A 23,144-nucleotide genomic window follows, 5' to 3' on the forward strand; every position below is an offset into this window, starting at 1 on the left:
GCACGCGATCAGTTGTCCCCGCCGGAGCGCAGACCGTCCAGGTCGGCCTTGACCGTGTCGATGGGGATCGCGAAGCCGAGCCCGACGCTGCCCGCGGTGGAGCCGGTGGCGGAACTGGGCGAGTACATGGCCGAGTTGATGCCGATGATCTCGCCGTTCATGTCGATGAGCGCGCCTCCGGAGTTGCCGGGGTTGAGCGAGGCGTCGGTCTGGATCGCCTTGTAGGTGGTCCTGGAGTCGCCGGTGTCGCCGTTGAACTGCTGCCCGCCGAATTCGAAGGGCCAGTTCTCGCGGGGGTCCTGGCCGCCCGAGTCCTCCTCCTTGGCGACCGTAACGTCACGGTCGAGCGCCGAGACGATGCCGCTGGTGACGGTGCCGGTCAGGCCCTCGGGGGAGCCGATCGCGACGACCTCGTCGCCGACCTTCACGCTGCTGGAGTCCCCGAGGGCGGCGGCCTTCAGGCCCTTGGCGCCGTTCAGCTCGATGAGGGCGAGGTCCTTGTCGGGGTCGGTGCCGACGATGTCGGCGGTGTACGTCCTGCCGTCGCTGAGACGCACCTTGATCGTCTCGGCGCCGGAGACGACGTGGTTGTTGGTGACGATCTCGCCGCCGGAGGTGATGATCACGCCGGAGCCGGTGGACTGCCCGGCGGCGGAGGTGGCGTTGATCTCGACGATGCTGGGCGAGACGGCCTGGGCGACGCCGGCGACGGTGCCCTTGCTGCTCTGCGAGACGTTGGTGCCGGAGGCGACGGAGCCGCCGGCGGTGCCGCCGTCGCCGTCGCCGTCGGCGCCGGCGAACCGGTCGACGAGGGCGGAAGCGCCGCCGCCGATCACCGCCGCGATGATGGCGACGGCGGCGACGAGCGCGACGGGCCGCTTGGCCCGGTCGGCCCGATGCGCCGCCGCGCCGGGCGGGGGCGGGAGCCGGGGCGGGGGCGGGGGCGGCGGGTAGGCGCCGAAATGGGGGGTGGGGTGGGTTCCCTCGTCGCCGGTTCGGCGGTAGTGGTCGCTCATGGAAACGACTGTCGGGGCCGGAGATGAGAGAAGTCTGAGGGCCTGCTGAGAAGCCCGACAGAAGCGTGTATGCCCGATATAAAGGTCGCGGTCTTTGCCCGGGGATCCGCCCGAGCCCCGGGCAGGTGGCAGCCCTGACGGCCCTGACGGGTGGCGGCTCCGTGCCGCTCCTGACCCTGCGCCGTGGGCACGGCGACACCTTCGGCCCTGCGGGCGTCGGCGTGGGGCTCGCCGGGGGCAGCGTCGCCGGGGCGACCTCAGCCCTGGGGGCACCACCCACGGCAGCCGGGCCGTACGGGGGACCGAGGCGCGGGCCGGGGCAGCGCCCCAGCGGGGTGTGGCGCTCGTGGCTGCGGCCACGCAGGGGGCGAAATCAGCCCCGCCGGCGTGTGAGGCGCGGGGCGTGGGGCGGCGCCCCGGCAGGCGCATCGCGTCGCGGACGCAGTCACGTCCGGTGTGGTGCGCGGTCGCGCCAAGGCAGCGCCCCCGTGGCGCACGCCCCCGGACGCGCCGCCGCGTCAGGCGTTGCAGCCGCAGGAGCGGCGGATCACCAGGCCCGACGGGAACAGCTTCACCCGCTCGCGGCGCGAGCCCCCCACCCGCAGGCCGTCGTCCAGGACCAGGTCCACCGCCGCACGGGCCATCGCGGGCCGGTCCGAGGAGATCGTCGTCAGCGGCGGATCCGTGAGCGCCGCTTCCTTCACGTCGTCGAAGCCGGCCACCGCCAGCTCGCCCGGAACGTCTATCCGCAGCTCCCGCGCCGCCCGCAGCACGCCGAAGGCCTGGTCGTCCGTCGAGCAGAAGATCGCCGGGGGCCGGTCGGGGCCGGACAGGATCTTCAGCGCGATCTGGTACGCGTCGTAGCGGTTGTACGGCGCCTCGAAGAGCCGGCCGTCGATCGAGCGCCCGGACTCCTTCATCGCCCGGCGCCAGCCCTCGACGTGGTCGGCGACCGGGTCGCCGACCGCCGGGGTGTTCGGGACGCCGCCGAGACAGGCGACGTACTCGTGCCCGTGCTCCAGCAGGTGCCGGGTCGCGAGCTGCGCGCCGCCGATGTCGTCCGTGACGACCGCGACGTCGTCGATCGCCTCGGGCCGCTCGTGCAGCAGCACGACCCGTGCGTCCCACGCCTCGATCTCGGCCGCGGCCCGCTCGCTCATGCCCTGGCTGACCAGGATCAGTCCCGAGACGCGCATACCGAGGAACGCCCGCAGATAGTGGACCTCGCGCTCGTCGCGGTAGTCCGAATTGCCGACGAGCACCATTTTCCCGCGCTCGGCGGCGGCCTGTTCGACCGCGTGCGCCATTTCGGCGAAGAACGGCTGCCGGGCGTCCGGCACGATCATGCCTATGAGATCCGTCCGTCGCGAGGCCATCGCCTGCGCGACCCGGTCGGGCCGGTACCCCAGCTCCTTGATCGCTGCGAGAACCCGCTCGCGCGTGGCCGGGGCGACCGGCCGGGGTCCGTTGTTGATGACATAGCTGACGACGGCGGTCGAAGTACCCGCCAGTCGCGCAACGTCGTCCCGCGTCACCTTGGCCACGGCGCGAAGTCTACGCGGGGTGACCTACCTCTGGGCAGGGCGTACGGCTGCTTCCTCGATCACAGGAGGTTCGTCCGAGTGGGTGACGGCCGCCGACGTCTTCGCCTTGGCCTCCTCCGCCGCCCGTTCGACCTTCTCCGGGGCGACGAAGCGGTAGCCCACGTTCCGTACGGTTCCGATGAGGGACTCGTGCTCGGGGCCGAGCTTGGCGCGCAGCCGCCGTACGTGGACGTCGACCGTGCGCGTACCGCCGAAGTAGTCGTAGCCCCAGACCTCCTGGAGCAGCTGGGCGCGGGTGAAGACCCGGCCGGGGTGCTGGGCGAGGTACTTCAGCAGCTCGAACTCCTTGAAGGTCAGGTCCAGGACCCTGCCCTTCAGCTTCGCGCTGTAGGTCGCCTCGTCCACCGACAGGTCGCCGTTGCGGATCTCCATGGGGGAGTCGTCGGCGGTGATCTGCTGGCGGCCCATCGCGAGCCGCAGCCGCGCCTCGACCTCGGCCGGTCCGGCGGTGTCGAGCAGGACGTCGTCGATGCCCCAGTCGGCGGTGACGGCGGCGAGGCCGCCCTCGGTGACGACCAGGACGAGCGGGCAGCCCGGCCCGGTGGAGCGCAGCAGCTGGCACAGCGACCGCACCTGCGGCAGATCGCGGCGGCCGTCGACGAGGATGACGTCGGCGCCGGGGGTGTCGACGAGGGCCGGGCCCTCGGCGGGGGCCACCCGTACGTTGTGCAGCAGCAGCCCGAGGGCGGGGAGAACCTCCGTCGACGGCTGGAGGGCATTGGTCAGGAGCAGCAGAGAGCTCATCGGATTCCACCCGTCCGGATCGTCGTGCGGTGCATGTCTTCGGATCGGTGTTCGGATCGGTGCTCGGTTCGCTCGTCCATGACGTCGGTTCCTCCTCGGTCCCTGCGAGGACGCCTGCGGCACTGCTTCGTACGGCGGCTCTCTCGCGCCCGAGAGCCTTGGTGAGCTTGTGTTCACCCGGCTGTAACAACGGCTGGAAAACACAAAAGGACCCGGGGGCGGCATTGCCCGGATCCTCTGCCCAGCAGAATAGCCCACATGAGTTGCGCGGAAGAGGGCCGATTTCACACTGTGGACGTGTCCTCGATCTCCCCCGGCCCCCGGCGCGCAATGTTGCGGGCTCTCGACGGCGTCCCGATCGAGGCGTTCCACGAGCCGTGCTCGGCCGGTCCGGCCGCGACGGCGATCGTCGTCGCCCACGGTTTCACGGGCTCCGTGGACCGGCCCGCGCTGCGGCGCGCGGCCGGCGTCTTCGCGCGGCGAGCGGGTGTGGTGACGTTCTCGTTCCGGGGGCACGGCCGCTCCGGAGGACGCTCCACCCTGGGCGACCGCGAGGTGCTCGATCTGGCCGCCGCGGTGGAGTGGGCCCGCTCACTCGGTTACGCCAGGGTGGTGACGGTCGGGTTCTCCATGGGCGGCTCCGTCGTCCTGCGCCACGCGGCCGTGCAGAAGCGCGAGGGGCGCACGGAGGCACGGACCGATGCGGTGGCCGCCGTGAGCGCCCCCGCGCGCTGGTACTACCGGGGTACGGCCCCGATGCGCCGCGTCCACTGGGTCATCACGCGCCCGGTCGGCCGGCTGGTGGGCCGCTACGGCTTCCGCACCCGTATCCACCACCGGGACTGGGACCCGGTTCCCCTCTCACCGGTCGAGTCCGTGCCGCTGATCGCGCCGACCCCGCTGCTGATCGTCCACGGCGACAGCGATCCCTATTTCCCGCTCGACCATCCGCGCATGCTGGCCGCGGCAGCCGCAGGCTCGGCCGAGCTGTGGCTGGAAGCGGGCATGGGCCACGCCGAGAACGCCGCGGACGAGGCGCTGCTCGTCCGCCTCGCGGACTGGCTGGTCGCCGCATGACCCATGATGGAGGGCGGCGCGACACGAATGAGAGGAGTGCCGCTATGGCAGCGGGAACCATCCGCTATTGGGCCGCGGCCAAGGCGGCGGCCGGCGTCGCGGAGGAGCCGTACGCCGCGAAGACGCTCGCCGAGGCGCTCGACGCGGTGCGCGAACGGCACCCGGGCGAGCTGACGCGGGTACTCCGTCGGTGTTCGTTCCTCGTCGACGGTGACCCCGTCGGGACCCGGAGCCATGAGACCGTACGCCTTGCCGAGGGCGGCACGGTCGAGGTGCTCCCGCCGTTCGCAGGAGGGTGAACCGCACAGCATGAGCAGCGATCAGCAGTATCCGTACGGCTCCTACGAGCCGTACCGGCGGCAGCAGCCGGAGCCGTACCCGGCGCAGCAGGACGCGTACGGGCAGCAGCCCTACCCGGACTCGGGCGCCACGCAGACCTGGCAGGGCGACACCTGGGACACCCAGTACCAGCCGGTCGTGCAGCCTGCCGCCGCGGCCGGCGCCGCCTACCTGCCGCCGCGGCCCGCCGAGGCGGCCGCTCCGCTGCCGCCCGAATCCCCTGCGGCCCCGGCCGGCGAGGGCCACGGCGCGCCCGGGGACGCTCCGCAGCCGCGGCTCACGGAAGCCCAGCGGGCCCGTGCCGAAGGCCGCTCGCCGATCATCGCGCCCGGTCTGCAGCCCGCCGGGCTGACCGCCCTGCTGGGTCTGCTGCTCGCGGGCGGCGCCGCCCTCGGCACGTACGCGCTGCTCGTCCCCCTCGTGCTGCTCCAGGCGGTCACCGCGGCGGGCTGGTTCCGGCTGAACGGGATGTGGCCCGCGCGGCAGGGCATCGCCCTGGCCTTCGCGGGCGGCCTCGCCGCCGACGCCGCGCTGCTCGCGGCGGGCCGGGAGAACGCCCCGGCCGCGATCATCGGCACGCTCGGCGTGTGGGTGCTGCTCACGCTCGTGCTGCAGCTGCGCAGCCACGCGAGCGCGGACGAGCGCATGGCCGGGCTGATGGCGACGGTCGCCTCGGCCGCGCTGGCGATCCTCGCCACGGGACTCCTCGCGGCGGACGCCGACGCGGTGACGATCGGCGCGATCGCCGTCGCCGTGGCCGTCGTCGCCCGTGCGCTGCCGCTGCCGGGCGTGGTCTCCGTCGTGGTCGCGCTGCTCGCGGCCGCCGGAGCGGGCATCGCCGCGGGCGGGCTGACGGGTGCGGGGTCCGGGGGCGCGCTGCTCGGGTGCGCGGCCGGCGCCTGCGCGCTGATCGGGCTGCGGGTGGCGAGCTACGACTACCCGTCCCGCTTCGTGCACATGACGGCGGGCGTGGCGCTGCCGCTGACGGCCGCGGCTCCCGTGGTGTATCTGCTCGGCCGCGCACTGGTCTGAACGCGCGCCGGCCCGGCGGCCGTGATGTGCGACGCAGACCCGGTACGGAACCAATGCCGTGCCCCGGACGTCGATCATTGAGCAGACGGCGTCGTCCGGACCGATTCACGCCCGCGGGCGGCCGGGGGCCGACAGGACAGGGCCAGGACAGGGTGGGGGACTCCGAGCAATGCGTGCACTGCGGATACTGCTGATCGTCGGCGTGATCCTCGGCGGACTCTTCGTCGCCGCCGACCGGCTGGCGGTCAACCTGGCCGAGTCCGAGGCGGCGGACAGGATCAAGAGCAGTCAGGGGCTGTCCACGATGCCCGAGGTGTCCATCGGCGGCTTCCCGTTCCTCACTCAGGTTCTGGGCAGGGAGCTGGACGAGGTCGACGTGAGCCTCTCCGGCATCACCGCCATCGCGGGCGGGCGCGAGGTCAACGTCACCGAGGTGAAGGCCGAATTGCGCCAGGTGCGCGTCGACGGGAGCTTCTCCTCCGCCACCGCCGGCCGGGCCGACGGGTCGGCCCGCATCTCGTACGCGGACCTGACCGAGGCGGCCCCCAGGGGCGCCGCCGTCGGATACGCCGGTCCCGAGCGGGCCGCGAAGGGGCAGGTCAAGGTCACCGGTCCGCTGACCGGGCTGCTGGAGGGCGCGGGCGTCCCGGTGCCCGACACGCTGAAGGCGCTGCTCGGCGACCGTCAGGTCAGCACGTACAGCACGGTCGGCCTGAGCGACGGGACCACGGTGCGGCTGAAGGCGCAGGAGCTGCCGCGGCTGCCCCTCCCGGGCTTCGACGACAAGCTCCGCGAGGCCGTGGACTACGACCTGAAGATCGACGGGCTGCCGTCGAGCATCACCCTCGACAAGGTCGCGGTCACGGACGAGGGGCTGCGGTTCTCGGGTACCGGCAAGGACGTGGCGCTGACCGGCTGAGACCCGGCGGAAGGGGCAGGGCCGAAGGCGCCGGACGGGTCGGCGGCCGCATGGTGAGACGGCTGCGTCCGAGGGGCAGGAGAGGCAGGCGCCCGCGTCGTCGGCGACGGGACGGACGCACGTTCCGGGAGCCACATGTCCCGCATAGTGGATGATCGCGTCTCACCATACGACACACCGGTGACATGGCAGCCGACTCGTCCCTACGATCGGTTCCATGAAGCAGCGACAGGCGGATCTCACGAAGCGGCGGGCAGTAGACCTGTGCCGCGTCGCCGCCATGCTCTGTCGCACTGTCTGAGCGGGCCCCGACTCCCGTATCCCTCAGGCCCTTCGACCTCTGTCAGGGCCGCCGTGCTGATCCACGCGCCTTCCGCGTACCCGCACACCTCTCGCGCACAACCCCTCGCGCACCACCGCCGCACACTGCCCCGGAGGAGAAGAAGCATGAGCCGCAGCGACGTCCTGGTAGACGCCGACTGGGTCGAGGCCCACATCGACGACCCGAAGGTCGTCATCGTCGAGGTCGACGAGGACACCTCGGCCTACGACAAGAACCACATCAAGAACGCGGTCCGCATCGACTGGACCAAGGACCTGCAGGACCCGGTCCGCCGTGACTTCATCGACCAGGAGGGCTTCGAGAAGCTCCTGTCGGCGAAGGGGATCGCGAACGACTCCACGGTCGTCCTCTACGGCGGCAACAACAACTGGTTCGCGTCCTACGCCTTCTGGTACTTCAAGCTCTACGGCCACAGCGACGTCCGTCTCCTCGACGGCGGCCGCAAGAAGTGGGAGCTCGACTCCCGCGACCTGGTCGACGGTTCCCAGGTGCCCGCCCGTCCGGCCACCGAGTACAAGGCCCAGCCGCAGGACACGTCCATCCGCGCCTTCCGTGACGACGTCGTCGCCGCGATCGGCAGCCAGAACCTGGTCGACGTGCGGTCGCCCGACGAGTTCAGCGGCAAGCTGCTCGCCCCGGCGCACCTCCCGCAGGAGCAGTCGCAGCGCCCCGGCCACGTGCCGAGCGCCCGCAACATCCCGTGGTCGAAGAACGCCAACGACGACGGCACCTTCAAGTCGGACGACGAGCTCCGCGAGCTCTACGCCGAGGAGCAGGTCGACCTGGCGAAGGACACCATCGCCTACTGCCGTATCGGTGAGCGTTCCGCGCTGACCTGGTTCGTGCTGCACGAGCTGCTCGGTGTCGAGAACGTCAAGAACTACGACGGCTCCTGGACCGAGTACGGCTCCCTCGTCGGCGTGCCGATCGAGCTCGGCGCCAACAAGTAATCCGCCCCGACCCGACCCATAAGAAGGACGAAAGACATGTGTGGAGCGAAGGCCGGCGGCCCCGACGCCTCGACGATCAAGCCCGGTGAGACCACCATCCAGGGCCAGGTGACCCGCGACGGCGAGCCCGTCACCGGCTACGTGCGCCTGCTGGACTCGACCGGCGAGTTCACCGCCGAGGTCCCGACCTCGGCGACCGGACAGTTCCGCTTCTACGCGGCCGAGGGCACGTGGACCGTGCGCGCCCTGGTCCCGGGCGCCACGGCGGACCGTACCGTCGTCGCGCAGACGGGCGGACTCTCCGAGGTCGCGATCGCCGTCTGATCGCCGACTGACCGGCCGAAGGGCCGCACCTCCTGGGGGTTGGACGCTTACCGGGAACGAGGTGCGGCCCTTCGGTCGTACGCTGAAGACATGTACGCGCGACGGCGTCGCACCTACTTGTTGATGATGGGCGGGTGCCTCGTCCTGTTCGTCTCCGCCTGGGCCGTCGTGCGGTTGTGGTCGGTCCCGGTGGCCGTCGGCATGTGCCTGGTCGCCATGGTAGTCCCGCCGGTCGCGGCGGTGATCGCGAACCGGCGGGGCCCGGACGACCGCTGGTGGGACGACCCGTCCGGGGACCCGCAGTCCGACGAGTGGTGGGACGAGATCGACGGGAAACGCAGGCCGCGTCAGTAGACGAGGGACTGCACGTCGTCCTGCACGGCCTCGCTGACGAAGACCTGGGCGCCCGCGATCCGTACGCCCTCCAGCACGTCCTTCTCCGTGATCTCGCGCCGGGCCGCGCACTGGGTGCACAGGGTGACGCGCCCGCCGGCCAGGATCGACTCGAGCAGATCGGGCAGCGGCGCGGCGTGCGGCAGTTCGAACTCGGCCGCGCGCCCGGGCAGGGCGAACCACGAGGACTCACCGGTCAGCCAGAGCGAGACCTCGACCCCACTGGCCACGGCGACGGCCGCCACGGTGAAGGCCTGGGAGCAGCGTTCGGGTGCGTCGGCACCTGCGGTCACCTTGATCACGAGCTTCTTCGCCATATGCCGAACTGTAATGCTCCCCGCCACAACCCCCGACCGGTGCCGGGGGTCAGGTGTGTACGCGGATACGGAATCCACGCTTCACGTCTCGTGGGGGGACTCTTTGGAAACGCAGGACACCGGGGCCTCGCCGGCCCCGGCCCCTGACACACCTCCGGAACCGGCCGGACGGCCGGCCGATCCCGCGCCGTCTGCCGCCGAACCCGGACCGGCCGGCACCGAGTCTGCGCCGTCTGCCGCCGAACCCGCGCCCGCGCCCGTGGCGGCCGGGCGCGTGCGCCGGCGCCGCCGCACCGTCGCGCTGATCGCCGCCGCCGCGGTGCTCGGCGTCGTCGCCGGCACGGTCACCGGCTACGCCGTGCAGTACCAGCGCGAGCCCACTCCGCTGCCCGTGCTGTCGCAGCCCGACATCAGGACCCCGAAGCCCGTCCCGGCCAAGGCGGGCACGACCGCCCGGTCCCTGAACGCGAACCGGTGGGTCAAGACCGACGGCGACCTGCGGGAGCTGCTGCTGACGAAGCCGAAGGGCGCCAGGACCGAGAGTGAGGCCGGCTGGGAGGACCTGTACTCCTTCGCGACATGGTTCAAGGAGGAGGGGGACATGTTCGAGTTCCTCGCCGAGGACGGGTTCCGCCGGTGCGCGTCCGTGAGCTGGTCCGTGGACGGCGAGGTCTACGTCGACATCCGGCTGGTGCAGTTCCGCGAGGACGAGGAACTGAACGCCGGGATCTTCGGCGAGGCACAGCAGTGGTACCTGGACGACGAGAAGTGGGCGGGCAACGACGGTGAGCCGATTCCCGGCAGCGCCGACGGCCGCACCTACGTCTGGGACGAGCCGCTGCGCGAGGCCGGCTACGAGCCCCTGTACCAGGGCCGGGCCGTGGCCTGGCGGGGCGACATCGTGATGATCATCGAGTACGCGAACAACTCGGGACCGGTCGACGAGAAGGACCTGAAGTCGCTCGCCAAGCGCCAGTTGGAGCGACTGTGAACGAGCCGACAAATCCCACCACGCAGGCGGACCTCGTGCAGGACGGACCCGGTCCCGCGACGCCGCGCCGGCGCCGTTTCCCGGTCGCGCTGGTCGCCGCCGTCGTGAGCCTCGGCCTCGTCGCCGGCGGAGGCGCCTGGGGCTGGTCCGTCCTCCAGGACGCGGACCGGACCGCGCCGACCGTGGTCTGGGCGGAACCCGCCGAGCACCCGGAATTCGACATCCCCCTGCTGGAGCCGACCGGTCTGGCGGCCCAGCTCCTGCCGATGCCTCTGCAGTACCAGCCAGGCCCCGACGTCGACGAGTTCGGCAACGACAGCGTGCTGGACGCCGAGCGGGCCGTCGCGCTGTTCAAGGAGGGTTCGCGCGGGCTGCCGAGCGCCAAGCGCAAGCGGCACGACAAGGCCGTCGACAAGCTGGGCATCAAGGGCCTGGCCGCGCGCAGCTACCGCCCCGTCGACTCCCGATTCGTCGTGGAGATCCGGCTGGCGCAGCTGAAGAACACCAAGGCAGTCGGCAATATCGCCGCGTTCCAGAAGGAGATGGCCGACGCGTTCGGGGTCTTCCGCAAGGGGCCGAAGATCAAGGACCACCCGAAGGCGACGTGCTTCCTGATGCCCGAGACCGACGACGTGGAGCTCGACGTCATGATGTGCACCGCCCCCGTGGGCGAGGTCCTGGTGAGCGTGTACGCGTACGGCGCCAAGCCGCTCGCCACCGGAAAGATCAAGAATCTCGTGCGTGAGCAGCTCGACCACATCTCGTCGCCCGGGGAGGCCGTGTGACCGACAACGCCCAGCCCACGCCGCCCCACCCCGTCGCGCCGCCGGAGGCACCCGCGCCGGACTCCGTGCCGCCTGCGCCGGACTTCACACCACTCCCCGCACCGCCGCGGGACCGGCGGGTCCTCAGGGCCGTGCTGCGCTGGACGGCCGCCGTGGTCGTCTTCGCCGCGGTGGGCACCGGCACCGCGTACGGCATCGTCTCGCAGGAGCGCACCGACGTCCCGGGGCTGTCGACGCTCAGTGACGGGCGGTGGGACTACCCGAAGCTCACCAAGCCGGTGCTGCCGGCCGGTGCTCCGCTGCCGTTCGACCAGACGAACCCGGCCGAGATCCACTACGCCGACCTGGAGCAGCTCCTGCTCCCGGCACCGGCGGGCAGCACGCCTGACCCGGCCCTGCGCGGCGAGCGCGGCCGGGTGCCGTTCGACCGGTTCACGGGGCAGTACGTGAGCGACGAGCGGGACAGCCTGCTCGAGCACCTCACGGAGTCCCGCGCGCGCCACGTCGTGGCACGCGGCTGGACGATGCCGGACGGCACCTCGGCCCGGATCTTCCTGCTCCGCTTCCACACCTCGGCGATCGCGGGCGACTTCTTCGACACGCAGATGGGCGGCAGCCCCGACACGACGCTGCAGCCGAACGGCGTGGAGGAGATGTCGTCGTACGACGACGCCTACGACGTGAAGGCGAAGGTGACCTCCACCGAGCGCTACGTGTACGACGAGGCCGCGCCCCGCGGCCCCGTGCACGTCCGCCACGCCTACATCACGGCCGGTGACACGGTCGCGTTCGTCGTCTTCTCCCGCAAGGGCGAGGTCCCGCGGGTGCCCTTCCACCAGACGGTCGTCCTGCAGAACCAGCTCCTCGGCTGACGCGGACCTCACAGAACGGGCCCGGCCCCGGCCTACTAAGCTGGGGCCCGGCCCGTTCTGCCTTCACCGCTCATTCGAGGAGCACTCCGTGATCGTTTTCTTCGAAGCCCTGCTGATCCTGGTCTGTGTCGGCGTCCTCGCCTTCACCGGTCTGGCTGTGAAGAAGCTGTACCAGGGCCAGCGCTGACCGCCCGTACCGTCACCGACCCACAGAGCTGCTCATGATCGAGATTCCGTCCGACCTGAACCCGGACCTCGTCCCCCTCGCGTTCCTCCTCGGCACGTGGGAGGGCGCGGGCGTATCGGACTTCCCCGGCGCCGAGAAGTGCAACTTCGGCCAGTCCGTGACCTTCAGCCATGACGGCCGCGATTTCATCGAGTACGTCTCGCACTCGTGGGTCCTCGACGGCGAGGGCAACAAGGTCAAGCCGCTGGAGAGCGAGAGCGGCTACTGGCGCATCGACAAGGACCGCAAGGTCGAGGTCGTCATGGTCCGCGACCAGGGCATCGTGGAGATCTGGTACGGCGAGCTCGCCGACCAGAAGCCGCAGATCGACCTGGTGACGGACGCCGTCGCGCGCACCGCCGTCTCGGGCCCGTACAGCGGCGGCAAGCGGCTCTACGGCTACGTGAAGAGCGACCTGATGTGGGTGGGCGAGAAGGCCACCCCCGAGGTCCCGCTGCGGCCGTACATGTCGGCGCATCTGAAGAAGGTCGTCACCCCGGAGCAGGTCGAGTCCTGGGCCAAGGACCTCGGCGACCTGCCCGACGACGGCATCGCGTTCTTCAAGTAGGCAGGCCCTTCGGGCAAGCCAGGAGTGCAGCCGCGTCCGTGGCTGACCAGGCAGGGCCGTCGACGGCCCTGCCGGTGGCCGGTTTCCCCGTGCCCGGCCGGGGCCGGGCGGCGTGCCGCTGCCTAGACTGGGGGCTGTGGTGAGCACCGACTGGAAGAGCGATCTGCGGCAGCGCGGCTACCGGCTGACCCCACAGCGCCAGCTTGTCCTGGAGGCCGTGGACACCCTCGAGCACGCCACCCCGGACGAGATCCTGGGCGAGGTGCGCAAGACGGCGTCCGGGGTCAACATCTCCACGGTCTACCGGACGCTGGAGCTGCTGGAGGAGCTGGGCCTGGTCTCGCACGCCCATCTCGGGCACGGCGCCCCCACCTATCACCTCGCGGACCGGCACCACCACCTGCATCTGGTGTGCCGGGACTGCACGAACGTGATCGAGGCGGACGTCGAGGTGGCCGCCGACTTCACCGCGAAGCTGCGCGCGACGTTCGGCTTCGACACGGACATGAAGCACTTCGCGATCTTCGGCCGATGCGAGGACTGCACGGAGAAGGCACGGGCCAAGGCGTCCGGCGGGACACCGTCCGCCGAGTCGTAGTCTTGCTCGTATGAAGAGCCCTCTCCTGTCCCTGCCCGGCGCGGTTCCCGCCGAGGGACGCGACGAAGGGGTCGCCGCGCACTACGGCGACCTGTTCCGTGAGCAGCGCGCACTCGCCGCCGGCAGGGGTCTCGTCGACCTCTCGCACCGCGGCGTCGTGAGCGTCACCGGCGACGACCGGCTGAGCTGGCTGCACCTGCTGCTCACCCAGCACGTGAGCGAGCTGCCGGCGGGGCAGGCCACCGAGGCGCTGATCCTCTCCGCACACGGGCACATCGAGCACGCCCTGTATCTCGTCGACGACGGCGAGACGGTGTGGGCGCACGTGGAGCCGGGCACGCAGGAGGCGCTGATCGCCTATCTGGAATCGATGAAGTTCTTCTACCGGGTGGAGGTCGCCGACCGCACCGACGAGTTCGCCGTCGTCCACCTGCCGGCCGGTTCGATAGCCGAGACGCCGGACGGCGTGGTCGTCCGGGAGACCGCGTACGGCCGCGACCTGTTCCTGCCGCGCGCGGACCTGGAGGCGTACGCGGAGCAGCACGGCCCGGTGGCCGGGATCCTCGCGCACGAGGCGCTGCGGATCGAGCAGCACCGGCCGCGGCTCGGTTTCGAGACCGACCACCGCACCATCCCGCACGAGCTGGGCTGGATCGGCAGCGCGGTCCATCTGCAGAAGGGCTGCTACCGAGGCCAGGAGACCGTCGCGCGTGTCCACAACCTGGGGAAGCCGCCGCGCAGGCTGGTCTTCCTCCACCTGGACGGCAGCGAGGTGCACCTGCCCGCCCCCGGCACGCCGGTACGGCTGGCCGCTGGGGGCACCTCCCAGGCCGGAGGCTCTGGGGGAGGCGACGAGGGCCGCCAGCTGGGCTTCGTCACCACGTCCGGCCGCCACCACGAGCTGGGGCCGATCGCGCTCGCGCTGATCAAGCGGAACGTACCGGTGGACGCGGAGCTCCTGGCCGGCGACACGGCCGCAGCCCAGGAGACGGTCGTCGAGCCGTAGGGCCCGCCGCTACACCTCGACGATGATCGTGAACGGGCCGTTGTTCGTCAGCGAGACGCGCATCTGCGCTCCGAACCGGCCCGTCTCCACGTGCGCGCCCAGCGCCCGCAGCTGGGCGATCACCTCGTCGACCAGCGGTTCGGCGACGGGGCCCGGCGCCGCCGCGTTCCAGGTGGGGCGGCGGCCCTTGCGGGCGTCCCCGTAGAGGGTGAACTGCGAGATCACCAGCAGCGGCGCCCCCGTGTCCGAGCAGGACTTCTCCCCCTCCAGCAACCGTACGGACCAGAGCTTGCGGGCCAGTTGGGCCGCCTTCTCCCTCGTGTCCTCGTGGGTGACCCCCACCAGCACACACAGTCCCTCGCCGACGATCTCGCCGACCGTCTCCGGCCCCGACTCACCGGGCACCACGACGCTCGCGCCGTCCACCCTCTGCACCACTGCACGCATACCGAGAAAACTACCTGGCCGCCATTCGGGGCCGAACAGGTGCAGACCGCCTGCGACGGGACGTATCGGGATGGCACGATGCACGCAGGCGGTGCATCCCCGGGCCCCCCGGGCCGGGAAAGGGCCCATGCACCGGTTGCGAGGGGACGGACATACGCACATGAGCACATCTGGCGCCGGGCGGTCGCTCGGCCCCGTATCGGTTTCCGCGCCGGTCTCAGCGCCGGTCTCCGTGGCGGACCGGCGGGCGGCGTCCGCGACGGAAGCCGCCCCGGCCGCCCGGCCACCCCACCAGCGCGCCGGCGCGGAGCTGCCCGAGCCCGTCCGGCACGATCTGGCCACGCTGAAGCTGCCGGAGCTGCGCGCCCTGCGCCGGGACTCGCAGCGCGACGAGGCCGACCTCAGCTATGTGCGGCGGCTGGTGCAGGGCCGGATCGACATCCTGCGGGCCGAACTGGAGCGCAGGGCCGACCCGGAGGCGCCGGTCGTCGACCGGCTCTCCGAGATCCTCGCCGACACCCCGTCACGGCGGGGCTCGTCCGCCCGGCACGTCACGCTGTCGACGCCGCACGGGGAGGAGTACCGCCGCCTCGCGTCCGACATGCTCGACGAGGTCGGCCTGTCCGACCTCGACGCCCGCACGGACGAGGAGCTGCACACCGCGATGGGGCGGCTGCTCGCCTACGAGCAGCAGGTCTCGCGCCGCCGGCAGCAGCTCCAGCGGACCGCCGACGACTGCAGCGCCGAGATCACCCGCAGGTACCGTGAGGGCGAAGCTCAGGTCGACGACCTGCTGACCTGACACGGGCCGCCGGGAGGGCGTTCGCGCACCGGCCGCCGGCCCGAAAAGGGCATGCGCGGGCTTCGGCGGGCGGCCTAGCGTGGGACGCATGAGTGTCGAGACGCGTCGGATCGCCGAGACCGAGTTCCCCGACTGGCTGAGGGCACTGGCCACCGGCTTCCTGCGGCCGCCGGTCGTCACCGACGAGGAGGTCGCGAGCCGCCTCCCGCACACCGACCTCACCCGCACGCAGGGCGCGTTCGACGAGGGCCGCTGTGTGGCGACGTACCGCTCGTTCGCCCAGGAGCTCACCGTGGTGGGCGGCGCCCGGATCACGGCGAGTGCCGTGTCGAACGTGACCGTCTCGCCGACCCACCGCCGCCGCGGCCTGCTCACCCGGATGATCACCGAGGACCTGGCGGAGGCCAAGGAGCGCGGCGACGCGGTCTCGACGCTGATCGCCGCGGAGTACCCGATCTACGGGCGCTACGGCTACGGCCCCGCCGCCTCGCTCACCGAGTGGTCCGTCGACGTGCCGCGCGCCGGCCTGGACGGCCGCTGGTCGCGGCCGGACGACGGCGGCCGCGTCGACCTGGTCGACGGCTCGGACGTCCGCAAGCTGGGCCCGGAGCTGCACGGGCGGCTCGCGGCGCGGCAGCACGGCGTGGTCAGCCGCGACGAGCGGTGGTGGCAGGTCAACACGGGCCAGGCGGTGACATCCGCGTTCCCGTGGACGGAGCCGTTCTACGCGGTGTACCGGTCGGCCGCAGGGGACGTGGAGGGCCTGCTGACGTACGCGGCCGACGACAAGTGGGGCGACGCCAAGCAGCCGCTGAACACGGCCACGGTCCGGGATCTGATCGCGGTGACGCCGGCGGCCGAGCGGGCGCTGTGGCACTTCGTGTGCTCGGTGGACTGGGTCACCACGGTCCGTTCGGGCGGGCGCGCCCCCGACGACCTGCTGCCGGATCTGCTGCCCGACCCGAGGGCGGCCCGGGTGGTCACGCAGGCGGATTTCCTGTGGGTGCGCGTGCTGGACGTCGTCCGGGCGCTGGAGGCGCGGACATATGCGGTGCCGGCGTCGCTGGTGCTGGAGGTCGGCGACGCCTCGGGCATCGCGGGCGGCCGTTTCGGCCTGACGGTGTCGCCGGACGGGGCGGCCTGCGCCCCGTCCTCGTCCGCGCCCGATCTGACGCTGGACGTACGGGAGCTGGGTGCGCTGTACCTGGGGGACGCCTCGGTGCTGCGGCTGGCGGCGCTGGGCCGCGTGGAGGAGCACAGCCCGGGAGCGGCGGCGCTGGCCGACAGAGTGTTCCGCACGGCGCGCCGCGCCTGGTGCCCGGACGTCTTCTGAGGGGGCTGTCAGACGCCGGGGGCCACGGCGGGCGCCACCAGCAGGAGGCCGCCGACACCGGCGCAGGTGGCGTTCTCCGCCTTTACACCGACGGTCAGCAGGGCGCATCCGAGCGCGGCCGTGAGGCCGAAGCGCCACTGCACGTACTGCTCGATGACAAGAGTGATCAGGGGCACGGCGATCCCTCCTCGGTTAGGAGTGGAGCGGCTCAGGGAGGTGCGGACGAGTCCGCGCGCGGCACCCGTACGACTCTGGACGGGCGAGCAGATGGCGCTTGAGCGAGCGTGAGCGTGTGTTGATACATCACGCACCGGTTGGCCAACTTGTCTGCCAACTCACTGAAGTTGTCCCCACTTGGCCGGTAGCAATAAACAGGATCCCGGTAACTCCCCATACCTGGCTGGAAGTTGTAACGTTCTGTTGTGACCCTTGAGCACCATGCAGTGAACGGCGCCGGAACGCCCTCACCGGATCAGGTGGCGGACGCCCTGGCCGAGCGCATCCGATCGGGCCGGCTGAAAGAGGGCGAGCGGATTCCGACCCAGGGGCAGCTGGTCGAGGAATTCAAGGTGGAGCGGCGCACGGTTCGACAGGCGCAGGCCTTGCTGCGTCAAGCCGGTCTGATCACCGGTGGCGGCAAAGGAGCTCCGGCCCGCGTTGCGTCACCGCATGCCCAGGGGGTGGTGCCGGAAGAGCCGCAGGAGACGGTCGCGGTCCTCGGCCCGCGCGTCATCGAGGCGTTCGAGGTGCAGGACGTGCGCATCGACGCGATCTGCCTGACCACCGAGACACTGAACCAGGCGCTCGCCGAGCCGCTGCGGCGGGTGCAGGCACGGCAGATCACACCGCAGAGCGTCCGGATCAGGGTGCTCGTTCCCGCGCGTTCCCTGAGCCTGGCGTTTCCGCGGCCGGCCGAGGACTCGGTCACCGAGGACGCGGTTCACGAGCACTGGCTCACGCTGCGGAACAGGTACGGCAGTGAGCTGCTGAAGAGGGCCCGGGAGATCACGTCCCGAGGCATCGATGTCGACGTGACGCTCAGGACCCTGCCGGTGACGCCGATCGCCAAGCTCTACCTGCTGAACGGCTCAGAGGCGCTCTTCGCGTTCTACAACGTCACCAGGCGCGAGGAACAGATCGCGGGAACGCCGTCCGCGATCTACGACACGCTGGGCGCGGAATCGATGCTCTTTCCTTTCGAACTGCACGCCGGACGCCGGGACGAGGCGTTCGTCCAGCAGTCGCAGGCGTGGTTCGACAGCCTTTGGGGCACGCTGGCCGAGGACAACATCGAGTTGAGCAGCTGACCGGCCGCCTCCCGTGCGAATCGCCACCGCCGTCAACTACGCCTACAACACGCACAGTTGTGGGCAGTATGGGGAGTGACGGCACCGGCAGTCCGACGACGCTGCCCCGACGGACGGAGCGATGTGACCGACTCGCACCCGACCGCTGTGTTCGCCCTTCTCGCCACTGCGAAGTGCGTCCTGTTCGACTTCGACGGTCCGATCTGCCATCTCTTCAGCGGGCATCCGTCCCAGCAGGTGGCGGCCGAGCTCCGGGACTGGATCGTGCGGAACGTACCGGGCGATGTGCCGGTGGGCGCCGACCGCAGCCACGATCCGCTCGCCCTGCTCAGGGCCACGGCGACCCGGTACCCGGGCAGCGACCTGGTGACGGCGATGGAGCGACAACTGACCGAGCACGAGCTCCGGGCCGTCGTGGCGGCCGAGCCGGCCGAAGGAGCCGGAGACCTGATACGCGGGCTCGACGGCGCGGGCTTCCGTCTCGCCGTCACGACGAACAACTCGGCGAGCGCGGTGCGAAGCTATCTCGACCGCGAGGGGCTGACCCTCCACTTCGGACCCCACATCCACGGTCGAATGCCGGATCCGCACCTGATGAAGCCGCATCCGAACTGCCTCAGTCAGGCTCTGGAGACGACCGGCTCGACCGCCGCCGAGTCCCTGATGATCGGGGACTCGGCGGCCGACTACGAAGCGGCCGCACATCTCGGTGTCCCGTTTCTGGGGTATGCGAGTAACGAGAGGAAGCGATCCGAGCTCGAGGAAGCCGGAGCCACGGAGATCGTCTCCAGCATGGCGGCTCTGCTACCGGTCCTGGGTGCGCTGGAGACCGGCGGTCCAGCGGGAGGTGACAAGTGTGCCGGTTCTTCCGAAAGTTGGTCGACTTCTCCGACCAACTGACATGAGTTGTACGCCGTTGTATTTTCGCTGAAGGGCCGCCGGCCGAGCGGAGTGCCGGGCCGGGACCGCTCTGCGCTCCCGGCATGCCGAGCAGGAGCGATGACTCCGGTCTGATGATGTCGGCAGCAGCTCCCCACGGAACGCAGAGCGGGAGGGTAGTTTTCCTCGAATCAGCACCTGATCCGGAGCACCAAGGGCACCAGTGATGACAGTCGGCGCGGAAACGGACTCCGAGGCTCGTCGGCGGGCCGTGATGTGGAGCGATGGCGGTGACCGCGTGATCGTGGGACCGCTCAAGGGCTACCACCACGAGACGTATGCCTTTCCCCTGCCGCCGGAAAGCCCGCTGCGCCCCCGCTACAAGTGGGGCAAGCTTCGCTCACCGCGCAGTGGCGTGCTCTGGTACGACCGCAGGTGCTTCGCGTCCGAGGACCGGCTTCTGCTGATGCTCGAAGGGCGCGTCGACCGGGTTCCGGAGTCCGTCGAGGTCGCGCCAGGCGTCTTTCTCCAGGGATTCGTGGAGGGGCGACCGCCCGGGGGCGGGCCGCTGCCGGGACGCCCGCTGTCCGGCCACCACGAGGGCCAGCTCGCACGGCTCTTTCAGCAGGTGGTCGCGATCAAGACCGATGAGTTCGACGACCTGCCCCGAACCTGCCTGCCCGACGGCCACCCTGTGCTCGACGACGATTCGACGGTGTTCCTCAACCGGTTGACGGATTTCACCGCCACCCAGGTGTACGACCGGCACGCCGAGGAATACGGCGAGCTGTTCGAGAGGCTCGGCGTGCGCAGAAGGGCACTGGAGGCTCTGGCGCTGCCCGCAGGGCGGTTGGCGAACCGCCCCTTCACTCTCGTGCACGGGGACCTGCACCGCCACAATTTCATCGTCGACCACGCGGGCGATCTGTGGACCATCGACTGGGAGCTGGCCATGATCGGCGATCCCCTTTACGAGCTGGCCACGCACCTCCATCTCATGCGCTGCTCGCCTCGTGACGCGCAACGCGTCGGCACGATGTGGGCCGGTGCGGTGGAAGAAGTCCGCCCAGGTGCCTCCCGGGAATGGCAGCGGGATCTTCCGTATCTGCTCGCCTACAAGCGGGTCCAGTCCGTTGTCACCGATGTCGTCCGCGCGGCCGTGGGGCTGGGCCCGCGCAACGATCCCCACCGCGTCGCCCTCCCGGTCGCGGCCTGGAAGGTCCGGCGTGTGCTGGAGGCGGCCAGGGGACCGCTGGGCCTGACGCAGGTGCCGACGGTGCCGCAGGTGATGTCCGCCTATGCGGGCTGGCTCAAGCGGTCGGGACCCGCCACCGCGCCGTGATCGCGCGGCGGTTCGCGGCCTGATCCTCCCGCGTCCCGTGCGGTGGTCCGTGCGGCCCTGGCGAGTGGTGTACTGGACAGGGCCGCGGCGCCGGCCGGTGCCGTGCGGGGTGTGGAGGAGAGGCGGCGGCATGAGCGGCGGGACGGGACTCCGCGAGCGCAAGAAGCGGCAGACGTACCGGGCGATCTCCGAGGCCGCCATCGCCCTCTTCCTGGAGAAGGGCTTCGACGCGGTGTCCGTGGCCGAGGTCGCCGCCGCCGCCGATGTGTCCAAGCCGACCCTGTTCCGGTACTTCCCCGCGAAGGAGGACCTTGCGCTGCACCGGTTCGCCGACCACGAGGACGAGGCCGCCCGGGTCGTCACGGCCGCCCGCGCGGAAGGAGTCCCGCCGCTCGACGCGCTGCACCGCCACTTCCTCGACGGCCTGGAGCGGCGGGACCCGGTCACGGGACTGAGCGACGAGGCCGGCGTGCTCGCCTTCCATCGGCTGCTGTACGGGACACCGAGCCTGGTGGCCCGGCTGTACGCGTACCAGGGCAGGTCGGAGCAGGCACTCGCGGACGCGCTGGGCGCCGTGGGAAAGCCGGACACGGCCGGTCTGGCAGCGCGGCTCGCGGCAGGGCAGGTCGTCGCCGTGCAGCGCATCCTGGCCGAGGAGAACTGGCGGCGGATCGCCGGGGGTGAGAGCGCGGACGACGTCGCGCCGGATGCCGTGGCGGCCGCGGATCTCGCCTTCGCCCAGCTACGGGATGGCTTTCCCGGTTAAAAATGTAACTCGGTTACGTTATTCTCCCGGGAATGACGTCCCTCGACCGTGCCCTCGATCAGGAACTCCACCAGGACCCCGACCAGCACCCCGGCCGGGCAGCTGTTCAGGAAGCCGACCGCACTCCCGACCGCGCTTCCGGCAGCGGTCCCGACCGTGATCTCGCCCGCGAGCGCGCCTTCCACGACCTCTGCCGCGCCGCCCTGCACGCCATGGCCGACGACGCCGACCACCGCGTCGCCACCGGGGCCGACGTCTCCGCCTCCGGCGCCGACGCCGAGACGCTCGGTTACGAACTGCGCAGCCACGCCAAGGAGTTGCGCGAGCAGCCGCCGGGCCCGCTGTTCTTCGGACGCCTCGACCACGAGGACGGCCGGCACCACCACATCGGGCGCCGCCGTATCAGCGAGCGCCCCGCTGCCCCACCCCTCGTCATCGACTGGCGCGCCCCTGTCGCGCGCACCTTCTACCAGGCGAGCGCCCGTGACCCCCAGGGCGTCGCCGTACGCCGCCGGTTCGGCTGGGCGCCGTACAGCACCGGCGATTCCGCGGACCTGACCGGCCTGGAGGACGAACTCCTCGGCACGGACGGTCCGGTCACGCCGGGGGAGGGCAGCGCCATCGTCGCCGGCGAGATCGAGCGGCCCCGCGTCGGCCCCATGCGGGACATCGCCGCCACCATCCAGCCCGAGCAGGACGACCTCGTCCGCGCGCCCCTCGCCGAGACCGTCTGCGTGCAGGGCGCGCCCGGCACCGGCAAGACCGCGGTCGGACTGCACCGGGCCGCGTACCTGCTCTACACCCACCCGCGGCGCATCAGCCGCGGCGGCATGCTGATCCTCGGCCCCAACCGCACGTTCCTGTCCTACATCTCGCAGGTGCTGCCCTCGCTCGGCGAGGTCGGCATCCGGCAGTCGACCCTCCAGGACGAGATCGCGCGCCACGAGGTGCGGGCCGAGGACACGCCGGCCGCGGCGGCCGTCAAGCACGACGCCCGCATGGCCGCCGTCCTGCACCGCGCCCTGTACGGACGCGTCGCGCCTCCGGCCGGACCGCTCGCCGTCCCCGACGGCTCCTACCGCTGGCGCGTACCGCTCGACGAACTGGAGCGGATCGTCGCCGAGGTCCGTAAGGAGGCGCCGCCGTACGCCGTCGGTCGCGAGCGGGTGCGCAGCCGTGCCGTACGAGCCGTGCAACTCCGGGCCGAGCGGCGGGCCGGGCCGATGAGCGACAGCTGGGTGCAGCGGCTCGGCAGGTCCCGCGCGGTCACGGCGTTCGTCGACGCCGTCTGGCCGACGGCGCGGCCGGAGGAGGTGCTGGCCGCGCTGCTCGCCGACCCGCGCGACTCCCTGCTGACGGCGGCCGAGCAGGATGCGATCCGGTGGCAGAGGCCGCCGCGTTCGTACCGCTCGGCACGATGGACGGCCGCCGATCTCGTCCTCCTCGACGAACTCGCCGGACTCGTCGAACGGCCCGACGGCTACGGGCACATCGTCGTCGACGAGGCGCAGGACCTGTCCCCGATGCAGTGCCGCGCCATCGCCCGCCGGGCCCGCTCCGGCTCTCTGACCGTGCTCGGCGACCTGGCCCAGGGCACGACGCCGTGGGCCGCCCGCGACTGGGCGGGCCAGTTGGCCCACCTGGGCAGGGACCGCGCCTCCGTGGTCGCGCTGACCACCGGCTTCCGTGTCCCCGCCGCCATCGTCGACCTCGCCAACCGGCTGATGGGCTCGCTCGACGTGGACGTACCGGTGGCGCGTTCGCTGCGCGACGACGGCGAACTGAGGATCCGCGCGGTCGACGACGTCACGGCGGCGACGGTCGACGCGGTCCGGGCGGCGCTGCGCCACGAGGGCTCCGTCGGCGTCATCGCGGCGGCGGGAGAGCCGACCGACGCCCTGCGCGCCGCGCTCCGGCCGCTGCTGGACGACGGGACCGGTGGGCGGGTCGAGGTGCTGCCCGCGACGCTCGCGAAGGGCCTCGAGTACGACCATGTCGTGGTCGTCGAACCCTCGGCGATCGCCGAGGCGGAGGCGCGCGGGCTGCACCGGCTGTACGTGGTGCTCACGCGGGCGGTCTCCCGGCTCGACGTCCTGCACACCCGCCCGTTGCCGCCGGCGATGGCGGGCGGCGCGTGATCGTCCGGGCCCACGGCGGCGCACCC

The 23,144-nt window shown here is 71.6% G+C and carries 27 protein-coding genes; 21 read left to right on the forward strand and 6 right to left on the reverse strand.

The annotated features are described in order from the left end of the window. Nucleotides 1-8 precede the first annotated feature (8 nt). The 3 genes from QFZ82_RS21810 to QFZ82_RS21820 form a co-directional block, all read right to left on the reverse strand. Nucleotides 9-1,016: a S1C family serine protease gene (locus tag QFZ82_RS21810; protein WP_307714751.1), complete on the reverse strand. Its 1,008-nt coding sequence runs from the start codon at nucleotides 1,014-1,016 to the stop codon at nucleotides 9-11. Between the two features lie 518 nt (nucleotides 1,017-1,534). Further along, nucleotides 1,535-2,560, reverse strand: coding sequence for a LacI family DNA-binding transcriptional regulator (locus QFZ82_RS21815; protein WP_307714752.1), 1,026 nt, complete (start codon nucleotides 2,558-2,560; stop codon nucleotides 1,535-1,537). Between the two features lie 24 nt (nucleotides 2,561-2,584). Further along, nucleotides 2,585-3,364 (reverse strand): response regulator transcription factor, encoded by a 780-nt coding sequence (locus QFZ82_RS21820; protein ID WP_177150228.1) that lies wholly within the window; start codon nucleotides 3,362-3,364, stop codon nucleotides 2,585-2,587. A 258-nt stretch (nucleotides 3,365-3,622) separates the two neighbouring features. Here QFZ82_RS21820 and QFZ82_RS21825 point away from each other — a divergent pair, with 258 nt between their 5' ends. The 8 genes from QFZ82_RS21825 to QFZ82_RS21855 all read left to right on the forward strand — a co-directional run bounded on the left by QFZ82_RS21825 (nucleotide 3,623) and on the right by QFZ82_RS21855 (nucleotide 8,702). Further along, a complete protein-coding gene (locus QFZ82_RS21825; RefSeq protein ID WP_307714753.1) occupies nucleotides 3,623-4,441 on the forward strand; it encodes an alpha/beta hydrolase in 819 nt (272 codons plus the stop codon). Between the two features lie 44 nt (nucleotides 4,442-4,485). Continuing rightward, on the forward strand, nucleotides 4,486-4,740 hold the full coding sequence (locus QFZ82_RS21830; protein ID WP_177150230.1) for a MoaD/ThiS family protein: 255 nt from the start codon (nucleotides 4,486-4,488) through the stop codon (nucleotides 4,738-4,740). A 10-nt stretch (nucleotides 4,741-4,750) separates the two neighbouring features. Then, a complete protein-coding gene (locus tag QFZ82_RS21835) occupies nucleotides 4,751-5,812 on the forward strand; it encodes a hypothetical protein (RefSeq protein ID WP_307714754.1) in 1,062 nt (353 codons plus the stop codon). A gap of 169 nt (nucleotides 5,813-5,981) precedes the next feature. Continuing rightward, a complete protein-coding gene (locus QFZ82_RS21840; RefSeq protein WP_307714755.1) occupies nucleotides 5,982-6,731 on the forward strand; it encodes a DUF2993 domain-containing protein in 750 nt (249 codons plus the stop codon). 217 nt (nucleotides 6,732-6,948) lie between these two features. Continuing rightward, complete coding sequence (locus QFZ82_RS39800) at nucleotides 6,949-7,032, forward strand: putative leader peptide (RefSeq protein ID WP_355648638.1); 84 nt, start codon at nucleotides 6,949-6,951, stop codon at nucleotides 7,030-7,032. 146 nt (nucleotides 7,033-7,178) lie between these two features. Further along, nucleotides 7,179-8,024, forward strand: coding sequence for a sulfurtransferase (locus QFZ82_RS21845; protein ID WP_307714756.1), 846 nt, complete (start codon nucleotides 7,179-7,181; stop codon nucleotides 8,022-8,024). A gap of 36 nt (nucleotides 8,025-8,060) precedes the next feature. Beyond that, a complete protein-coding gene (locus QFZ82_RS21850; protein ID WP_017945923.1) occupies nucleotides 8,061-8,348 on the forward strand; it encodes a DUF1416 domain-containing protein in 288 nt (95 codons plus the stop codon). 39 nt (nucleotides 8,349-8,387) lie between these two features. Continuing rightward, the gene (locus QFZ82_RS21855; RefSeq protein ID WP_177150234.1) at nucleotides 8,388-8,702 is read left to right on the forward strand and encodes a DUF3099 domain-containing protein; all 315 of its coding nucleotides are present in this window, start codon (nucleotides 8,388-8,390) and stop codon (nucleotides 8,700-8,702) included. On the opposite strand, the gene QFZ82_RS21860 is transcribed toward QFZ82_RS21855, so the two are convergent. Then, a complete protein-coding gene (locus QFZ82_RS21860) occupies nucleotides 8,696-9,058 on the reverse strand; it encodes a DsrE family protein (protein WP_177150235.1) in 363 nt (120 codons plus the stop codon). The genes QFZ82_RS21855 and QFZ82_RS21860 overlap by 7 nt on opposite strands. A gap of 274 nt (nucleotides 9,059-9,332) precedes the next feature. Here QFZ82_RS21860 and QFZ82_RS21865 point away from each other — a divergent pair, with 274 nt between their 5' ends. From QFZ82_RS21865 to QFZ82_RS21890, 6 genes are all read left to right on the forward strand, one after another. Continuing rightward, nucleotides 9,333-10,049: a hypothetical protein gene (locus QFZ82_RS21865; protein WP_307714757.1), complete on the forward strand. Its 717-nt coding sequence runs from the start codon at nucleotides 9,333-9,335 to the stop codon at nucleotides 10,047-10,049. Next, on the forward strand, nucleotides 10,046-10,834 hold the full coding sequence (locus tag QFZ82_RS21870) for a hypothetical protein (RefSeq protein ID WP_307714758.1): 789 nt from the start codon (nucleotides 10,046-10,048) through the stop codon (nucleotides 10,832-10,834). The genes QFZ82_RS21865 and QFZ82_RS21870 overlap by 4 nt, the downstream gene beginning before the upstream one ends. Then, nucleotides 10,831-11,706 (forward strand): hypothetical protein, encoded by an 876-nt coding sequence (locus QFZ82_RS21875; RefSeq protein ID WP_307714759.1) that lies wholly within the window; start codon nucleotides 10,831-10,833, stop codon nucleotides 11,704-11,706. Before QFZ82_RS21870 ends, QFZ82_RS21875 begins: the two co-directional genes overlap by 4 nt. Nucleotides 11,707-11,927: 221 nt before the next feature. Continuing rightward, nucleotides 11,928-12,500, forward strand: coding sequence for an FABP family protein (locus QFZ82_RS21880; RefSeq protein ID WP_307714760.1), 573 nt, complete (start codon nucleotides 11,928-11,930; stop codon nucleotides 12,498-12,500). A 136-nt stretch (nucleotides 12,501-12,636) separates the two neighbouring features. Continuing rightward, nucleotides 12,637-13,098 (forward strand): Fur family transcriptional regulator, encoded by a 462-nt coding sequence (locus tag QFZ82_RS21885; protein ID WP_307714761.1) that lies wholly within the window; start codon nucleotides 12,637-12,639, stop codon nucleotides 13,096-13,098. Between the two features lie 10 nt (nucleotides 13,099-13,108). Next, a complete protein-coding gene (locus QFZ82_RS21890; protein WP_307714762.1) occupies nucleotides 13,109-14,104 on the forward strand; it encodes a folate-binding protein YgfZ in 996 nt (331 codons plus the stop codon). 9 nt (nucleotides 14,105-14,113) lie between these two features. Here QFZ82_RS21890 and dtd read toward each other — a convergent pair whose 3' ends face one another. Continuing rightward, nucleotides 14,114-14,551: a D-aminoacyl-tRNA deacylase gene (gene dtd, locus QFZ82_RS21895; RefSeq protein WP_307714763.1), complete on the reverse strand. Its 438-nt coding sequence runs from the start codon at nucleotides 14,549-14,551 to the stop codon at nucleotides 14,114-14,116. 160 nt (nucleotides 14,552-14,711) lie between these two features. On the opposite strand from dtd, the gene QFZ82_RS21900 reads away from it, so the two are divergent. Both QFZ82_RS21900 and QFZ82_RS21905 read left to right on the forward strand, forming a co-directional pair. Then, nucleotides 14,712-15,353: an AmfC protein gene (locus QFZ82_RS21900; protein WP_307714764.1), complete on the forward strand. Its 642-nt coding sequence runs from the start codon at nucleotides 14,712-14,714 to the stop codon at nucleotides 15,351-15,353. Nucleotides 15,354-15,441: 88 nt separating this feature from the next. Next, on the forward strand, nucleotides 15,442-16,686 hold the full coding sequence (locus tag QFZ82_RS21905; protein WP_307714765.1) for a GNAT family N-acetyltransferase: 1,245 nt from the start codon (nucleotides 15,442-15,444) through the stop codon (nucleotides 16,684-16,686). An 8-nt stretch (nucleotides 16,687-16,694) separates the two neighbouring features. Here the strand turns inward: QFZ82_RS21905 and QFZ82_RS21910 are convergent, their stop codons facing one another. After that, entirely contained in the window at nucleotides 16,695-16,862 is a 168-nt protein-coding gene (locus tag QFZ82_RS21910; protein WP_307714766.1) for a hypothetical protein, read from the reverse strand. 300 nt (nucleotides 16,863-17,162) lie between these two features. Here QFZ82_RS21910 and QFZ82_RS21915 point away from each other — a divergent pair, with 300 nt between their 5' ends. The 5 genes from QFZ82_RS21915 to QFZ82_RS21935 all read left to right on the forward strand — a co-directional run bounded on the left by QFZ82_RS21915 (nucleotide 17,163) and on the right by QFZ82_RS21935 (nucleotide 23,118). After that, nucleotides 17,163-17,993 (forward strand): GntR family transcriptional regulator, encoded by an 831-nt coding sequence (locus QFZ82_RS21915; RefSeq protein WP_307714767.1) that lies wholly within the window; start codon nucleotides 17,163-17,165, stop codon nucleotides 17,991-17,993. A 123-nt stretch (nucleotides 17,994-18,116) separates the two neighbouring features. Continuing rightward, on the forward strand, nucleotides 18,117-18,893 hold the full coding sequence (locus QFZ82_RS21920) for an HAD family hydrolase (RefSeq protein WP_307714768.1): 777 nt from the start codon (nucleotides 18,117-18,119) through the stop codon (nucleotides 18,891-18,893). A 277-nt stretch (nucleotides 18,894-19,170) separates the two neighbouring features. After that, on the forward strand, nucleotides 19,171-20,214 hold the full coding sequence (locus tag QFZ82_RS21925) for a phosphotransferase family protein (RefSeq protein WP_307714769.1): 1,044 nt from the start codon (nucleotides 19,171-19,173) through the stop codon (nucleotides 20,212-20,214). 130 nt (nucleotides 20,215-20,344) lie between these two features. After that, nucleotides 20,345-20,980, forward strand: coding sequence for a TetR/AcrR family transcriptional regulator (locus QFZ82_RS21930; protein ID WP_307714770.1), 636 nt, complete (start codon nucleotides 20,345-20,347; stop codon nucleotides 20,978-20,980). A gap of 212 nt (nucleotides 20,981-21,192) precedes the next feature. Next, nucleotides 21,193-23,118: an AAA family ATPase gene (locus QFZ82_RS21935; RefSeq protein WP_307717799.1), complete on the forward strand. Its 1,926-nt coding sequence runs from the start codon at nucleotides 21,193-21,195 to the stop codon at nucleotides 23,116-23,118. Nucleotides 23,119-23,144: the final 26 nt, after the last annotated feature.

It is taken from the genome of Streptomyces sp. V4I23, from assembly GCF_030817975.1.
Taxonomy (GTDB): domain Bacteria; phylum Actinomycetota; class Actinomycetes; order Streptomycetales; family Streptomycetaceae; genus Streptomyces.

Excerpts from the sequence above, each read along its gene's own strand:
- QFZ82_RS21810 (WP_307714751.1), bottom strand. The coding sequence starts at position 1,016 with ATGAGCGACCACTACCGCCGAACCGGCGACGAGGGAACCCACCCCACC.
- QFZ82_RS21820 (WP_177150228.1), bottom strand. The coding sequence starts at position 3,364 with ATGAGCTCTCTGCTGCTCCTGACCAATGCCCTCCAGCCGTCGACGGAG.
- QFZ82_RS21825 (WP_307714753.1), top strand. The coding sequence starts at position 3,623 with ATGAGTTGCGCGGAAGAGGGCCGATTTCACACTGTGGACGTGTCCTCG.
- QFZ82_RS21830 (WP_177150230.1), top strand. The coding sequence starts at position 4,486 with ATGGCAGCGGGAACCATCCGCTATTGGGCCGCGGCCAAGGCGGCGGCC.
- QFZ82_RS21835 (WP_307714754.1), top strand. The coding sequence starts at position 4,751 with ATGAGCAGCGATCAGCAGTATCCGTACGGCTCCTACGAGCCGTACCGG.
- QFZ82_RS21840 (WP_307714755.1), top strand. The coding sequence starts at position 5,982 with ATGCGTGCACTGCGGATACTGCTGATCGTCGGCGTGATCCTCGGCGGA.
- QFZ82_RS39800 (WP_355648638.1), top strand. The coding sequence starts at position 6,949 with ATGAAGCAGCGACAGGCGGATCTCACGAAGCGGCGGGCAGTAGACCTG.
- QFZ82_RS21845 (WP_307714756.1), top strand. The coding sequence starts at position 7,179 with ATGAGCCGCAGCGACGTCCTGGTAGACGCCGACTGGGTCGAGGCCCAC.
- QFZ82_RS21850 (WP_017945923.1), top strand. The coding sequence starts at position 8,061 with ATGTGTGGAGCGAAGGCCGGCGGCCCCGACGCCTCGACGATCAAGCCC.
- QFZ82_RS21860 (WP_177150235.1), bottom strand. The coding sequence starts at position 9,058 with ATGGCGAAGAAGCTCGTGATCAAGGTGACCGCAGGTGCCGACGCACCC.
- QFZ82_RS21880 (WP_307714760.1), top strand. The coding sequence starts at position 11,928 with ATGATCGAGATTCCGTCCGACCTGAACCCGGACCTCGTCCCCCTCGCG.
- QFZ82_RS21890 (WP_307714762.1), top strand. The coding sequence starts at position 13,109 with ATGAAGAGCCCTCTCCTGTCCCTGCCCGGCGCGGTTCCCGCCGAGGGA.
- dtd (WP_307714763.1), bottom strand. The coding sequence starts at position 14,551 with ATGCGTGCAGTGGTGCAGAGGGTGGACGGCGCGAGCGTCGTGGTGCCC.
- QFZ82_RS21900 (WP_307714764.1), top strand. The coding sequence starts at position 14,712 with ATGAGCACATCTGGCGCCGGGCGGTCGCTCGGCCCCGTATCGGTTTCC.
- QFZ82_RS21905 (WP_307714765.1), top strand. The coding sequence starts at position 15,442 with ATGAGTGTCGAGACGCGTCGGATCGCCGAGACCGAGTTCCCCGACTGG.
- QFZ82_RS21930 (WP_307714770.1), top strand. The coding sequence starts at position 20,345 with ATGAGCGGCGGGACGGGACTCCGCGAGCGCAAGAAGCGGCAGACGTAC.
- QFZ82_RS21935 (WP_307717799.1), top strand. The coding sequence starts at position 21,193 with ATGGCCGACGACGCCGACCACCGCGTCGCCACCGGGGCCGACGTCTCC.